14 protein-coding genes are annotated in these 13,754 nt (G+C 73.4%); 7 read left to right on the top strand and 7 right to left on the bottom strand.

Annotation, left to right across the window (positions count from 1 at the left end; all coding sequences use genetic code 11):
* The first annotated feature begins 32 nt into the window (after nucleotides 1–32).
* Both OHV05_RS21325 and OHV05_RS21320 read left to right on the top strand, forming a co-directional pair.
* Entirely contained in the window at nucleotides 33–971 is a 939-nt protein-coding gene (locus OHV05_RS21325) for a hypothetical protein (protein WP_405019098.1), read from the top strand.
* 316 nt (nucleotides 972–1,287) lie between these two features.
* Nucleotides 1,288–2,028 carry a hypothetical protein gene (locus OHV05_RS21320; RefSeq protein WP_405019097.1) on the top strand — a complete coding sequence of 247 codons (741 nt, stop codon included), beginning with the start codon at nucleotides 1,288–1,290 and terminating at the stop codon, nucleotides 2,026–2,028.
* A gap of 335 nt (nucleotides 2,029–2,363) precedes the next feature.
* Here the strand turns inward: OHV05_RS21320 and dapC are convergent, their stop codons facing one another.
* Complete coding sequence (gene dapC / locus OHV05_RS21315; protein ID WP_405019096.1) at nucleotides 2,364–3,509, bottom strand: succinyldiaminopimelate transaminase; 1,146 nt, start codon at nucleotides 3,507–3,509, stop codon at nucleotides 2,364–2,366.
* Between the two features lie 4 nt (nucleotides 3,510–3,513).
* The gene (gene fdxA / locus OHV05_RS21310; protein WP_057227153.1) at nucleotides 3,514–3,846 is read right to left on the bottom strand and encodes a ferredoxin; all 333 of its coding nucleotides are present in this window, start codon (nucleotides 3,844–3,846) and stop codon (nucleotides 3,514–3,516) included.
* A gap of 131 nt (nucleotides 3,847–3,977) precedes the next feature.
* On the opposite strand from fdxA, the gene OHV05_RS21305 reads away from it, so the two are divergent.
* Complete coding sequence (locus OHV05_RS21305; RefSeq protein WP_405019095.1) at nucleotides 3,978–4,991, top strand: GNAT family N-acetyltransferase; 1,014 nt, start codon at nucleotides 3,978–3,980, stop codon at nucleotides 4,989–4,991.
* A 21-nt stretch (nucleotides 4,992–5,012) separates the two neighbouring features.
* On the top strand, nucleotides 5,013–5,885 hold the full coding sequence (locus OHV05_RS21300; RefSeq protein ID WP_403034576.1) for a transglutaminase family protein: 873 nt from the start codon (nucleotides 5,013–5,015) through the stop codon (nucleotides 5,883–5,885).
* A gap of 272 nt (nucleotides 5,886–6,157) precedes the next feature.
* Here the strand turns inward: OHV05_RS21300 and OHV05_RS21295 are convergent, their stop codons facing one another.
* The 5 genes from OHV05_RS21295 to OHV05_RS21275 all read right to left on the bottom strand — a co-directional run bounded on the left by OHV05_RS21295 (nucleotide 6,158) and on the right by OHV05_RS21275 (nucleotide 11,946).
* Nucleotides 6,158–6,763 carry a response regulator gene (locus tag OHV05_RS21295; protein WP_403034573.1) on the bottom strand — a complete coding sequence of 202 codons (606 nt, stop codon included), beginning with the start codon at nucleotides 6,761–6,763 and terminating at the stop codon, nucleotides 6,158–6,160.
* On the bottom strand, nucleotides 6,760–8,001 hold the full coding sequence (locus tag OHV05_RS21290) for a histidine kinase (protein WP_405019094.1): 1,242 nt from the start codon (nucleotides 7,999–8,001) through the stop codon (nucleotides 6,760–6,762). The genes OHV05_RS21295 and OHV05_RS21290 overlap by 4 nt, the downstream gene beginning before the upstream one ends.
* 8 nt (nucleotides 8,002–8,009) lie before the next feature.
* The gene (locus tag OHV05_RS21285; protein WP_405019093.1) at nucleotides 8,010–8,732 is read right to left on the bottom strand and encodes an ABC transporter permease; all 723 of its coding nucleotides are present in this window, start codon (nucleotides 8,730–8,732) and stop codon (nucleotides 8,010–8,012) included.
* A complete protein-coding gene (locus OHV05_RS21280) occupies nucleotides 8,729–9,679 on the bottom strand; it encodes an ABC transporter ATP-binding protein (protein ID WP_405019092.1) in 951 nt (316 codons plus the stop codon). Before OHV05_RS21280 ends, OHV05_RS21285 begins: the two co-directional genes overlap by 4 nt.
* A 149-nt stretch (nucleotides 9,680–9,828) precedes the next feature.
* Entirely contained in the window at nucleotides 9,829–11,946 is a 2,118-nt protein-coding gene (locus tag OHV05_RS21275) for an alpha/beta fold hydrolase (RefSeq protein WP_405019091.1), read from the bottom strand.
* Nucleotides 11,947–12,178: 232 nt separating this feature from the next.
* On the opposite strand from OHV05_RS21275, the gene OHV05_RS21270 reads away from it, so the two are divergent.
* From OHV05_RS21270 to OHV05_RS21260, 3 genes are read left to right on the top strand one after another with little or no spacing between them, the layout of a single operon-like run.
* Complete coding sequence (locus OHV05_RS21270; RefSeq protein WP_403034560.1) at nucleotides 12,179–12,373, top strand: DUF2304 domain-containing protein; 195 nt, start codon at nucleotides 12,179–12,181, stop codon at nucleotides 12,371–12,373.
* Nucleotides 12,374–12,408: 35 nt separating this feature from the next.
* On the top strand, nucleotides 12,409–13,308 hold the full coding sequence (gene mshB / locus OHV05_RS21265) for an N-acetyl-1-D-myo-inositol-2-amino-2-deoxy-alpha-D-glucopyranoside deacetylase (RefSeq protein ID WP_405019090.1): 900 nt from the start codon (nucleotides 12,409–12,411) through the stop codon (nucleotides 13,306–13,308).
* Nucleotides 13,305–13,733 (top strand): DUF6113 family protein, encoded by a 429-nt coding sequence (locus OHV05_RS21260; RefSeq protein WP_405019089.1) that lies wholly within the window; start codon nucleotides 13,305–13,307, stop codon nucleotides 13,731–13,733. Before mshB ends, OHV05_RS21260 begins: the two co-directional genes overlap by 4 nt.
* Nucleotides 13,734–13,754 lie beyond the last annotated feature (21 nt).

Genomic DNA, 13,754 nt, shown 5'->3' with positions numbered 1-13,754 from the left:
GCGGGCGAGAACGCGAGGCGAGAGGGGTAGTGGTGGCCGAGACTGCGGCAGAGGAGTCGACGGGCCGTCGGCGCCATCCGGTACGCCGGGTGCTGGTCGGGCTCACCGCGCTCGCGGTGCTCGCGGGCACCGTGCTCTTCCTCAACCGGGACAAGCTGAGCCCGCCGCCCGAGGGCTGCACGGTGGCCACCGGCACCGGCAAGGGCGACCTCGAACTCGCCCAGGCCGCCAACGCCGCCACCATCAGCGCCGTGGCCCTCTCCCGCGGCCTGCCCGAGCGGGCCGTCACCATCGCGCTGGCCACCGCGATGCAGGAGTCGAAGATCCACAACCTGGACGGCGGCGACCGCGACTCGGTCGGCCTGTTCCAGCAGCGCCCCTCGCAGGGCTGGGGCACCGTCCAGCAGATCAAGGACCCGGTGTACGCCACCAACAAGTTCCTGGACGGTCTGGTCAAGGTGCCCGGCTACGCCCGGCTGCCGCTCACCGACGCGGCCCAGGAGGTGCAGCGCAGCGGCTTCCCGCAGGCGTACGCCAAGCACGAGACCAACGCGACCCTGCTCGCCTCCGCCCTGACCGGCCGCGAGCCCGCCGCGCTGAGCTGCGTGGTGCACGACCTGGCGGCCACCGTCGCGGCCGCCAACGAGGAGCAGCCGCAGCCGAACCTGGCCGACCGGGCCCGCCGCGAGTTCGGCAAGCTGGTCACCACCACGCCGGTCCCGCCGGCCGGCAAGGAGACCCGGACGGTGCTGGCGCTCACCCCGCAGGCCGGGGCGGCCCAGCGGCAGACCGGCTGGGCACTGGCCCAGTGGGCGGTGGCCCAGGCCGGCGACCTGGGGATCGGTCAGGTCTCCTACGACGGCAAGGTCTGGAAGGTCGACAGGCCCGCCGACGGCTGGCAGTCGAAGGGCGCCGAGGGCGCCGGCGCGGACCGGGTGCTGGTCACGCTGGGCACCCCGAAGTCCGGTTGACGCACTGGTGAGCTACCACCGGCCGACCGGGTGATTCCGGTCAATCCCGGTGGACGGCACCGGGCGCTCTGACGGTCCGGCGGATCATCGCCGTACTTCCCTTGCCCACCAAGAGGAGTGACGTTTCGCCAGCACGCGCGGAGTTGGTCGAAATGTCGCGAATGTCGGAAAGAGGATCGTCCGATCTTTGCCGACCCTTGACCATAGGGTGGCGAAACCTTCTGACGGCTCCAGCGGTAATAACGTCGTCCGCCCGACGGACACCCCTGGCCCGAGCATGTGCACAGCCGGGGGGACCTCACCTCTTAGGAGCACCATGTCTCTCCCCCTCACGCGCCGGATCGCCCAGGCCGCGCTGCTCGTTGCCGCCGCCGCGACCCCGATGGCCGCAGCAGGCGCGGCGTCCGCCGCCGACCTGGTGCCGCCGACCGACCTGGGGGCCGGGCTGAGCCAGCTCGACCAGCCGCACGCGACGCTCCAGGGGGCCACCCACGACGCCGGCCACGCCGCCGCCGACACCACCGCGGCCACCGTGCAGACCGGCGTCCCGGCCACCGCCGACGTCGCGGGCAAGGCCGTCGCGGGCACCCTGCCGGACGCCGACCAGATGCTCGGCAAGGTGGCCGCCCCGGCCGCCAAGACCACCGAGACCGCGGGCGTGCTGGCCGCCGTCGCGGGCAAGGCCACCCCCGCCCTGGTCGACCGCCTCGCCCCCGCCGTCACCGACAAGGTGCCGCACCTGCCCGGTTCCCCGGCCGCCGGCACCCGCAGCGCGGCCGTCCCCGGCCTCCCGCTCGGTCAGCTCACCTCGGGCTCCCTCACCGGCCTCGCCTCCAGCGCCCTGCCCACCGGTGGCCTGCCCGACACCCACCAGCTCACCGGCGCCCTCCCGGGCGGCCTGGCCAACGTCGTGCCCGACACCGCCAAGCTGCCGATCGACACCCAGGACCCGACCGACAGCAGCAACCGCCTCGGCGGCGCGGGCAACCCGCTCGGCGCCGTGACCGGCCTCCTCGGCGGCGGCCTCCCCCTCGGCGGCCTGCCCGTCGGCGGCTGACCCTCCCGCACGAAGGGCCCCTACCGACCTCGGTAGGGGCCCTTCACTTTGGCGGGACGTTCACTTGCACTACCCCAGGAGCTCGGCGCTGCGCTTTCGGCAGGCGCTCAGCTTTTTGCACGGCGCAAGGCTGCACTGTCCAGGGGCTCGGGGCTCTGCTGACCTGCGACTCCGCCGCGCGGGCGAGGAGATCCGGCGTGCGGGTCACTGCGAAAGTACCTGACCACCTACGCGACGATCACCTTGCAAGGGCCGGCGTCGCCCACGCGGCGAAGCCACACAACAGCAGAGCCCCGAGCCCCTGACCCCGTAGCGGGCTGAGCACCTACCGGAACCTAGTGCTTCAGGCGGGCCACGGCCGCCGCGACGCGTTCGTCGGTGGCGGTGAAGGCCACCCGGACGAACCGGTCGCCCGCGGGGCCGTAGAAGTCGCCGGGGGCCACCAGGATGCCCAGGTCGGCCAGTTCGGCCACGGTCTCCCAGCAGGGGCGGTCCTGGGTCGCCCAGAGGTACAGGCTGGCCTCGGAGTGCTCGATCCGGAAGCCGTACGCCTCCAGCGCGGCCCGCAGCGCCGAACGGCGCGCCGCGTACCGCTCCCGCTGCTCGGCCACGTGCGCGTCGTCGGCCAGCGCCACGACCGTCGCGGCCTGCACCGGCGCGGGCACGATCATCCCGCCGTGCTTGCGGATCTCCAGCAACTCCCGGACCACCACCGGGTCACCGGCCACGAAGGAGGCGCGGTAGCCGGCCAGGTTGGAGCGCTTGGAGAGCGAGTGCACCACGAGCAGGCCCTCGTGGTCGCCGCCGCAGACGTCCTGGCGCAGCACCGAGACCGGGTCGGCCTCCCAGCCGAGTTCCAGGTAGCACTCGTCGCTGACCAGCAGCACCCGGTGCTCCCTGGCCCAGGCCACGGCGTGCCGGAGCTGGTCCGCCGTCAGCACCCGACCGGTCGGGTTGGACGGCGAGTTGAGCCAGAGCAGCCGGACCCGGGTGGGGTCCAGCTCGTCCACCGAGTCGTACGCGACCGGCTCGGCCCCGCAGAGCCGGGCGCCGACCTCGTAGGTCGGGTAGGCGAGCGTCGGGTAGGCCACCTGGTCGCCGGGGCCGAGCCCCAACTGGCCGGGCAGCCAGGCCACCAGCTCCTTGGAGCCGATGGTCGGCAGGATCGCGTCCGGGCCGATCTCGGCGCCGAGCCGACGGCGCAGCCAGCCGGCGATCGCCTCGCGGAGCTCCACCGGGCCCCAGACGGTCGGGTAGCCGGGCGTGTCCGTGGCGGCCGCCAGCGCCTGCTGGATCACCTCGGGGACCGGGTCGACCGGGGTGCCGACGGAGAAGTCGCAGAGTCCGCCCGGGTGGGCCAGCGCCGTCCGCTTGTACGGCTCCAGCTTGTCCCAGGGGAACGTGGGCAACAGGTCTGAGACGCGGCGCGCCGCCCCCGGGTGACCCGGGAGCGGCGCGTGCGTGGTGTCTTCGGTGCTCACTTGCTCAGTGGCCACTGTCGGCGTTCTGCGGCGGGAGGGCCGCGATGAACGGGTGGTCCGAGTCGATCAGGCCGAGCTTGGAGGCGCCGCCCGGGGAGCCCAGGTCGTCGAAGAACTCGACGTTGGCCTTGTAGTAGTCCTTCCACTCCTCCGGGGTGTCGTCCTCGTAGAAGATCGCCTCGACCGGGCAGACCGGCTCGCAGGCTCCACAGTCGACACACTCGTCCGGGTGGATGTAGAGCGAACGCTGGCCCTCGTAGATGCAGTCAACAGGGCATTCTTCGATGCACGCCTTGTCCTTGACGTCGACACAAGGCTGCGCGATGACGTAGGTCACGCTGTCGTTCCTCCTCGGTTGGGCGTGGCAGCCCAAACTAATTGCTTGCGTGCGCGGATACGCGCGGCGTCGTCGATGCCCGCCCCTAGTATCGCGGGTCAGAGACCGCAATTACACAGGAGGTGCCCTTGATGATGGATGGAACCGTCGCCGGCGGCCGTCCCGAGGTCCGGCTCGACCGCTCTGACGTGGGGCGACGAGTCTCCGTACGGCGGATTTCGGAGCTGGTGAACGACCGTCCGGTGTTCCGCGATGTGATCGGGGTACTCGCCCGTTGGGACGATCACGGCCTCACCGTGGTGCCCAGGACCGGCCCCGAGGTGTCCTTCCCGGAGAGACTGCTGGTGGCGGGCAAGCCGGTGCCGCTGTTCCCGGCCCGCCGCGCCCCACTGCCCGTCAGCTCCCCGGTCGAGCTGCAGCGGATCGCCGCCCGGGGCTGGCCCGCCGTCGAGCAGGAACCGCTCGGCGAGTGGACCCTGCGCGCCTCCGCCGGTTTCACCCGGCGGGCCAACTCGGTGCAGACGCTCGGTGATCCGGGCCTGCCGCTGCCCGAGGCGCTGGAGGTGGCGCGGGACTGGTACGAAGCACGCGGCCTGCCCGCCTTCTTCGAGGTGACCACGCCGGGCTCGCCGCCCGAGCTGGCCGCCGAACTCGCCCGGCTGGGTGCCGCCGAGGCCCCGACCACGGTCCGGGTCGCCCCGCTGGCCGGTCTGGTGAAGCTGGGTTCCGGACCCGATCGGGTCCGGCTCTCCCGGACCGCCGACGCCGACTGGCTGTCCCGCTACCGCCGGGTCACCGACGACCCCGAGGTCGAACGGGCCGCCCACCGGGTGCTGCACGGCGGCCCCTCGGTCTGGTTCGCCACGGTGCCCGGCGGCCCCGGCCGGCCGCCGGTCGCGATCGGACGGTGCGTCATCGACGGCCCCTGGGCCTGCTTCGGCGCGGTCGAGGTGGACCCGTCCGCCCGCCGGACCGGGCTGGCCTCCACCGTGATGGCCGTCCTGGCGGCGCGCGCCGCCGAGGAGGGCGCCACCGGCGCGTACCTTCAGGTCGAGGTGACGAACACGGGCGCGATCGCCCTGTACGACCGCCTGGGCTTCACCACCAGTCACACTTACCACTACGCCGGCCTGCCCCGGCGGTAGCGTCACCGGAGAGTGTGGACTGTGACCGAGCAGAGCCGTGCACGATTCCGCGCCGAGGCCAGGGCCGACGAGCCCGACCCGGTGCTGCTCTGTGTGCTCGCCGCCGCCGAGCACACGCTGGCCGAGCCGCCCGCCGACGGCTCCGAACCACCGACGCTGGACGAGCTGGTGGCGGCCTGTCAGGCCGCCCTGGACCGGCACGCCGCCGCCGTCCGACTGGCCGTGCGCGAACGGGCCCCGGCCGGGGCCGACGAGGTCGCCGCGCTGCTGGCCGCCGTGCTCGGCGGGCGGGAACGCTTCCACGGCCGGCCGTCCGACTACGGGCGGCTGGAGTCCTCGCTGCTGCCGGACGTGCTCCGGCGGCGGCGCGGGCTGCCGATCATGCTCGCGCTGGTCTGGCAGACGGTGGCCCGCCGGGCCGGGCTGACCGCCCACGGGGTGGCGCTGCCGGGCCACTTCATCGTCGCGGTGGGCGACCCCGCCGGGGGCGAGGACTACGTACTGGCCGACCCGTACCACGGCGGCCGGCTGCTCGACCTGCCCGACGTGGCCCGGCTGGCCACCGCCGCCGGGCACCACTTCTCCCCCGAGATGCTCAGCCCCGCACAGCCGTTGGACCTGGTCCTCCGGGTGCTCGGCAACATCCGCAGCTGGGCCGCCGACCGCCCCGAACACGCCCGCCACCAGCTCTGGGCCACCGAACTCTCCCTGCTGCTCCCCCGCCACCCCGCCCAGCTCCGACTGGAACGCGCCCAACTCATGGTCCGTACCGGAGACTTCATCGCCGGCGCAGCCGAGATGGACGCCTACGCGGAGATCCTCGACGCCTTCGACCCCGACGGCGCCGCCCGCACCCGCCACGAAGCCCGCGCGGCCCGACACCGCCTCAACTGAGCTCAGCCTTTTGCAGGGCCTTCGGGTCTACGGTCCAGGGGCTCGGGGCTCTGCTTTTGGCAAGTGGCTCAGCCCGCTACGGAGTCAGGGGCTCGGGGCTCTGCTGATGTGCGGCTCCGCCGCGTGGGCGACGCCGGCCCTTGCAAGGTGATCGTCGCGTAGATGGTCAGGCACTTTCGCAGTGACCCCGGCGCCGGATCTCCTCGCCCACGCGGCGGAGTCGCAGGTCAGCAGGGCCCCGAGCCCCTGGAGAGGGCAACCGGACGCCCTGCCTAGAGCCAGCCCTTTTCGCGGGCGAGCCGCACCGCTTCGGCCCGGTTCCGTGCCGAGGTCTTCTGGATCGCCATCGACAGGTAGTTCCGGACCGTCCCCTCGGAGAGGTGCAGCCTCGCCGCGATCTCCGCGTTCACCGCCCCGTCGGCCGCCGCCCCGAGCACGTCCCGCTCGCGGGCGGTCAGCGGGTTGGCGCCCTCCGCCAGGGCCGCTGCGGCCAGCGTCGGGTCGATCACCCGCTCGCCCCTGAGCACCCGCCGGACCGCCTCGGCGAGTTCCGCCGCCGGGGCGTCCTTCACCAGGAAGGCGTCCGCCCCGGCCTCCATCGCGCGGCGCAGGTAGCCGGGCCGTCCGAAGGTGGTGGCGATCACCACCCGGGTGCCGGGGGCGGCCCGGCGGAGCTCGGCCGCCGCCTCGATACCGGTCATCCCGGGCATCTCGATGTCCAGCACCGCGACCTGGACCTGATGCTCCAGCACCGCGGCCACCACCTCGTCGCCGCGCGCCACTTGGGCGACCACCTCGATGTCGCCCTCGAGCGAGAGCAGCGCGGCCAGCGCCTCCCGCACCATTCCCTGGTCTTCGGCCAGCAGCACCCTGATCATTCGGGCACACTATCGGCCACGGCCCGGACCGGGACCAGGGCCCGCAGCCGGAAGCCCTTCCCCCGGGCGCCGGGACCGGTGTCGAGCCGGCCGCCGACCAGCGCGAGCCGCTCCTGCAGGCCCGAAAGTCCGTTGCCCGCCGGGGACTTGCCCGGGCCACGACCGTTGTCGCTGACCTCCAGGACGGCGAACCGGCTGCCGTCCTCCTCCCAGGTGCGGTCGAGCCCGATGCCGCACCGGGTGGCGCCCTGGCCGTGCCGGACCACGTTGGTGACCGCCTCCCGGAGCGCCCAGGCCAGGGCGGCCGCCTCGGGGGCCTCCAGGTCGGGCTGCGGGTCGGCGATCGCCGGGTCGGCCTCGACCGCGATCTGGGCCGCCGTCAGGGCGCTGCGGGCGGCGGCGAGTTCGACCGCCAGGGTGGGGCGGCGGAAGCCGCCGATCGCCTCCCGGACGTCGGTCAGGGCCTGCCGGGCGACCTGCTCGATGTCGTCCACCTGGCCCCGGCCCGCCTCGGCCTTCTCCTGGTCCAGCAGCCGGCCGGCCAGCTGGGCCTTGATGGTGATCAGCGAGAGCGAGTGGCCGAGCAGGTCGTGCAGGTCGCGGGCGAGCCGCAGCCGCTCCTCGGAGGCCGCCAGGTGGGCCACCGTGGCCCGGGCCTCCCGGAGTTCGCGCATCGTGCTGATCAGGCGCTGCAGGCCGTTCATGGCCAGCCCGCTGAGGAAGCAGGGCAGCACGATCGCCGCCAGGGTGTCCCGCTCGGTGTGGATACCCAGCGCGACCAGCACCGCGATCACGGTGATCCCGGCCACCCCGATCAACCCGAGCCTGGGGGGCAGCACCGCCCCGACGCAGACCGAGGTGTAGGTGAACAGCACCAGCCAGGGCACCCCGAAGGAGAGCGAGGTGGCCAGCGCGATCAGCAGCATCGCGCCCGCCACCACCATCCCGCCGCGCCAGTGCGGGGAGGCCATCGAGCGGACCGCCACCATGCCCAGGTAGGCGGCCAGGAAGGCGGTCAGCGCGATCCAGCCGGCGAGCTTGCCCGCCAGGGTGTGCTCGTCACCGAGCAGGTCCTCCACCGGGTAGTAGAGGTAGACCATCCAGAGCAGCATCCAGGCGAGCTTGACCACCAGTTGGCGGACGTTCTCGACCCGGGCGCCGGGCACGACGGCGAACGACTCGGAACCGCCCGCCCCCGTCCCGGTGGGACGGAAGCGGGCGGGGATGAACTTCGACATGCCGGCCATCATGCCTGCTTGGTGTCCTTGCGGTAGAGGACGGCCGCACCGGCGACGAAGACCACCAGGAAGCCGGCCAGTCCCGCCACCGCACCGAGGTCCAGCGACTGACCCGGCTGCACGAAGCTGGCCAACTGGTTGTACAGGTACACCGGGTTGAACTGCGCCACCGTCTTGAGCGAGTCCCCGACCGGGAACCAGGTGCCGCCGAACAGCGCCATCAGCATGTAGACGATCATCACGATCGGCTGCACCGCGTCCGGCTGGGCCGCGTAGCCGAGCGCCACCCCGAGCGCCGCGAAGACGAAGCTGCCGAGCCACAGGGCCACCCCGAGGCCGAGCCACTGGGCGGCCGAGAGCTCGACGCCCTCGAAGGCGCCGATCACGAAGACCACCACGATCGCGGGCAGCGTGGTGACCGCGCAGGAGGCGATCTTGGCGACGGTGTACGCCCGGCCGGGCAGCGCGGTCAGCCGCAACTGCCGTACCCAGCCGCTCTTCCGCTCCAGCGAGATCCGCTGCGCGCTGCCGGTGAGCACCGCGCCGACCGCGCCGAAGGTGGCCATCGAGACCATGAAGTACGCCTTCACCGACACGCCGCCGGCCACCGTCTCGTTGCCGTAGGCGTTGATGAAGAAGAAGTAGAGCAGCGCCGGGTAGAGCACCGTGAACATCAGGTAGCGCTTGTTCCGGAGGGTCCGCAGGATCTCGAGCTGCACCAGGGTCTTCATCGCGCGTTCTCCTCGTCGGCCTCGCCGGTGATGGTCAGGAAGGCCTGCTCCAGGCCCAGGCTGGTGACTTCCAGGGCACGGGGGTAGAGCCCGGCCCGGTACAGGCCGGCCACCCCGGCGTCGGCGTCGGTGCTGCGGATCCGGACGCTGCGGACGCCGTCCGGACGGTTCGTCACGTCCAGCCCCACGGTGCCCGGCAGGGCGCGCAGCACGCTCTCCTCGGCCGACCCGTCGGCGGGGTGCAGCTCGAACGAGATCCGGCGGGCACCCGCCTTGGCCTTGATCTCGGCCGAGGTGCCGTCCGCGATCAGCCGGCCCCGGTGCAGCACCAGCACCCGGTCGGCGATCGAGTCCGCCTCCTCCAGGTAGTGGGTGGCGAACAGCACCGTGCGGCCCGCGTCCGCCTCGGCCCGCATCGCGGCCCAGAACTGCTGGCGGACCGAGACGTCCATGCCGGTGGTCGGCTCGTCCAGCACGATCAGGTCGTTGGCCCCGGCGATCGCCAGGGCGAACCTGACCCGCTGCTCCTGGCCGCCGGAGAGCTTGTCGACCTTGCGCTCGGCCAGGTCGGTGATCCCGGCGTGCTCCATCACCTTCGCCGGGTTGTGGCCCCGGGGGTGGACGTCGCAGGCGAACTTGACCAGCTCGCGGACCTTGACCTCGCCGAGCAGGCCGCCGCTCTGCAGCATCGCGCCGACCCGGCCGGCCTCGATCGCGGCCCGCGGGCTGCCGCCGAACAGCGAGACGGTGCCCTGGTCGGGCTCCCGCAGGCCGAGCAGCAGGTCCAGGCTGCTGGACTTGCCCGCCCCGTTCGGGCCGAGCAGCGCGACCGTCTCGCCGGGCCGCAGCACCAGGTCGAGGCCGCTCACCGCCTGCACCGAGCCGTAGCTCTTGCTCACCTGCCGGAAGGCGGCCACCTCGGTCTCCGCCGCTGTCACCGTGCCCATGTCCTGTCCTCTCCCCGTTCGGCCCGCTTCTCGGCCCGACCACTCAAGAATCCCGGGGACAGGGGGTCCGGCGTCAGTGTGCGCCGTCGTGTGCTCGGTATGACGGATGTCACGGGCCCCGGCGTGACACCGGGGCCCGTGACCGGTCGTCAGGCGCCCGAGTTCAGGCCCAACTCCCGCTTGAGGAAGTCGACCTGAAGCAGCAGCAGGTTCTCCGCGACCTGCTCCTGCGGCGTCATGTGGGTGACCCCGGAGAGCGGCAGCACGGTGTGCGGGCGGCCGGCGGCGAGCAGCGCGGAGGACAGTCGCAGGGTGTGCGCGGCCACCACGTTGTCGTCGGCCAGCCCGTGCACCAGCATCAGCGGACGCTCCAGCTTGGCGGCGTCGGCGGTCAGCGAGTTGGCGTCGTAGACCTCCGGGCGCTGGTCCGGGTGGCCGAGGTAGCGCTCGGTGTAGTGGGTGTCGTAGAGCCGCCAGTCGGTGACCGGGGCGCCGGAGACCGCCGCGTGGAACACGTCCGGGCGGCGCAGCACCGCGAGCGCGGCCAGGTAGCCGCCGTACGACCAGCCCCTGATCGCGACCTTCTCCAGGTCCAGCGGGTACTGCCCGGCCAGCGCCCGGAGCGCGTCCACCTGGTCCTCCAGGGTGGCCCCGGCGAAGTCGAAGGCGATCGCCTTCTCCCACTCCGGGCTCCGGCCCGGGGTGCCCCGGCCGTCCGCGACGATCACCGCGAAGCCCTGGTCGGCGAACCACTGCGAGGTCAGGTGCGGGTTCTGCGACCGCACCACCCGCTGCCCGTGCGGGCCGCCGTACGGGTCCATCAGGACCGGCAGCAGCCCGTCCCGCTCCCGGTCGTAACCGGTCGGCAGCAGGACGGCGGTCGGGATCCGGCGCTCACCCGCGAAGACGAACTCCGGCCGGGCGGTGATCAGCGGCGTCTCGGCGTACGAGGCGACGGTGGCCAGCGGCTCGCCGTCGACCAGCACCTCGACCCGGGCCCCGGACCAGGACGGGTCCGCGCTGACCAGCACCGTGACGTCGCCGCCCCGGACGGCCGAGACCGCGCCGGCCGCGCCGAGCCGGGTCAGGCCGGAGCCGTCCAGGCCGATCTCGAAGGTACCGATCCAGCCCACGACGGGGTCGGCCTCCTCGGCGCCGCCGCTCGCGGTGAACAGCACCGTGGCGCCCACCGAGAGCACCGACCTGACGTGCAGCCGACGGTCGGTCAGCTGCCGCTCCCCGGCCACCAGCACCCGGGCGCCGTCCTGGTCGGCGATCCGGACCAGCTGCCCGTCGGCGGTCCTGGCCGGCACACCGGAGAACAGGTCCAGCCAGACCGGGTCGGTCTCGGTCAGCACCGGGTCGGTCGCCCCGGTGGTCTGGTCGACCGTCAGGTACTGCTGGCTGCGCTGGTCGCGGGCCTGCACCAGCAGGGTGAGCTCCTGTTCGGACCAGTGCACCCGGGCCAGGTACGGGAACGCCGCGCGGTCCCAGTCCAGCTCGGTCCGGGAGCCGTCCAGGCCGAGCAGCCAGAGGCCGACCTCGGCGTTGGCGGTGCCAGCCGCCGGGTAGGCCACCTCGGCGGGCACGGTGCCGGGGTTGGCCGGGTCGGCGATCCACCAGCGCTGCACGGGGGCGTCGTCGGCCCGGGCCGCCAGCAGCCGGTCGCCGGCCGGGGCCCACCAGTGGCCGCGGTCCCGGTCCATCTCCTCCTGGGCGATGAACTCGGCCTGACCCCACGTCACCCCGGCCTGCTCCGGGGTGGCCAGCGCGCGGTCGCCGGAGCCGTCGGTGCGGGTCACCCGCAGCTCGCCCTCGACGGTCGCGTAGGCCACGTACTGCCCGTCGGGCGAGAACCTGGGGTCGACCAGCGGCCCGGCGGCGGGCAGCTCACGGGTCGGCCCGGCGCCCGTCAGGTCGGCGACGAACAGTCGGCCGGAGAGCGCGAAGGCGGCCAGCGCGCCCGCTCCGTCCAGGGTGTAGCCGACGATGCCGGCCGAGCCCTCCCGGCTGCGCTCGCGGCGGGCCCGCTCGGCGGCCGACAGGCTCTCCTCGCCGCCGCCGAGCAGGGCCACCGGGTCGGCGGCGATCCGCTCCGCGCCGGTGGCCGGGTCGAGGGTCCAGAGCAGGTTGGCGTGCTCCGCGCCGCCCCGGGCGCGGAGGAAGACGACCCGGGACCCGTCGGGTGCGACGGCGAAGGACCGGGGTGCGCCGACGGTGAAGCGCTGGGTGCGCGCGTACTGCCGGGGGAATGTGTCGGTGGTCATGGCACCGAACCCTAGACCTTGATCACTCTTTCGGAGCAGCCTCCGTAACCGGCCTCGGGAGGGCTTCACGCCCCCTCCCACCGGCCCGGGGGCCGGATGGCGGGCTGCTCCGGACGGACCGGACGGCTCACGGAAAGTAATGCGCCCCTCACTGATCGGGTATTCCTTGAGCCATCACGTCCCCCCTGCCGCCCCGCCCAGGGCGGTGCACCCGAGAAAGGGTGTGAGCCTGATGGCTCTCTCCATCTCCGCAGCCGTGCTGATGCTGGTCATCGTGGTGGTGCTGATCCGCCGCTCCGGACTGAAGCTGGCGCACGCGGTCATCTGCGCACTGCTCGGCTTCTACCTGGCGTCCAGCTCGATCGCCCCCTCGATCCAGCAGGTGACCAGCAACGTGGCCGGCATGATCAACGGCTTGAAGCTCTGACCGGACGGGACAGCCTGGTCGGTAGGCTGCCCGGTATGACCGCTGCCTCCGACCGGCCCGCGCGCCGGCTGCTGCTGGTGCACGCCCACCCCGACGACGAGTCGATCGGCAACGGCGCGACCATGGCCAGGTACGCCGCCGAAGGTGCCGCCGTCACGCTGGTGACCTGCACGCTCGGCGAGGGCGGTGAGGTGATCCCGCCGGAGCTGGCCGAGCTGACCGCGGACCGGACCGACACCCTGGGCACCTACCGGATCGGCGAACTGACCGCCGCGATGGGCGAGCTGGGCGTCACCGACCTCCGCTTCCTGGGCGGCCCCGGCCGCTACCGGGACTCCGGGATGATGGGCCTGCCGGAGAACGACCGCCCCGACTGCTTCTGGCGGGCCCCGCTGGACGAGGCCGCCGGGCACCTGGTGGCGGTGGTCCGCGAGCTGCGGCCGCAGGTCCTGGTCACCTACGACGAGCAGGGCGGCTACGGGCACCCGGACCACGTGAAGGCCCATCAGGTCGCCATGCGGGCCGCCGAACTGGCCGCCGACCCGGCCTGGCGCCCCGAGCTCGGCCCGGCCTGGCGGATCGCCAAGGTGTACTGGAACCGGATGCCGCGCTCGGTGATCGAGGCCGGCCTGGCCGCGACCGCCGCCGCCGCGCCGTTCCCCGGCGTCGCGGCACCGGCCGACGTGCCCGGGGTGGTGCCGGACGAGCTGGTCACCACCGTGCTGGACGGCGCGGCGTACGCCGGGGCGAAGGCCGCCGCGATGGCGGCGCACGCCACCCAGATCACCGTCTCCGGCGAGTACTTCGCGTTGAGCAACGACCTCGGGCAGCCGCTGGTGGCCACCGAGTACTACCAGCTGGTCCGGGGCGAGCCCGGGCCCGAGCTGCCGGAGACCGACCTGTTCGCCGGTCTCGGGCTGGAGGCGCACCGATGATCCGCACCCTGCCCGCCCGGATCCTCGGCAGCCGCGAGGAGCGGCTGACCGAGCGTCAGCCGTCGCGCACCGGACGGTTGGTGGCCTACCCGCTGCTGTTCGTCCTGGGCGCCGTGGTCTCGCTCTGCGGCTGCTTCGTCCAGTCGCTCTGGCCGCCGGCCGGCCTGCTGCTGGCGCTGGCCGCCACCCTCGCGGTGTTCTACGGCGGCCTGCGGGTGACCGGCACCAAGCTCGGCGCCGGGGTCCCGCTGGCGGGCTGGTTCCTGCTGCTGATGGTCCTGATGGCCCCGCGCCCGGAGGGTGACTTCGTGCTGGCGGCCGGGTTCACCTCCTACGCCTACCTGTTCCTCGGCGCGGTCGGCGGAGTGATCTGCGCCACCCTGCCGACCAGGTCCGGCTTCGGCTACGGCACCCTGACGCGCTGACCGGTCCCGAGCGGTCAGCCC

It is taken from the genome of Kitasatospora sp. NBC_00070, assembly GCF_045041205.1.
In the GTDB taxonomy this organism is placed as follows: domain Bacteria; phylum Actinomycetota; class Actinomycetes; order Streptomycetales; family Streptomycetaceae; genus Kitasatospora.
Note: the sequence above shows the minus strand (reverse complement) of the source record. Positions and strands in the feature narration are given on the sequence as shown.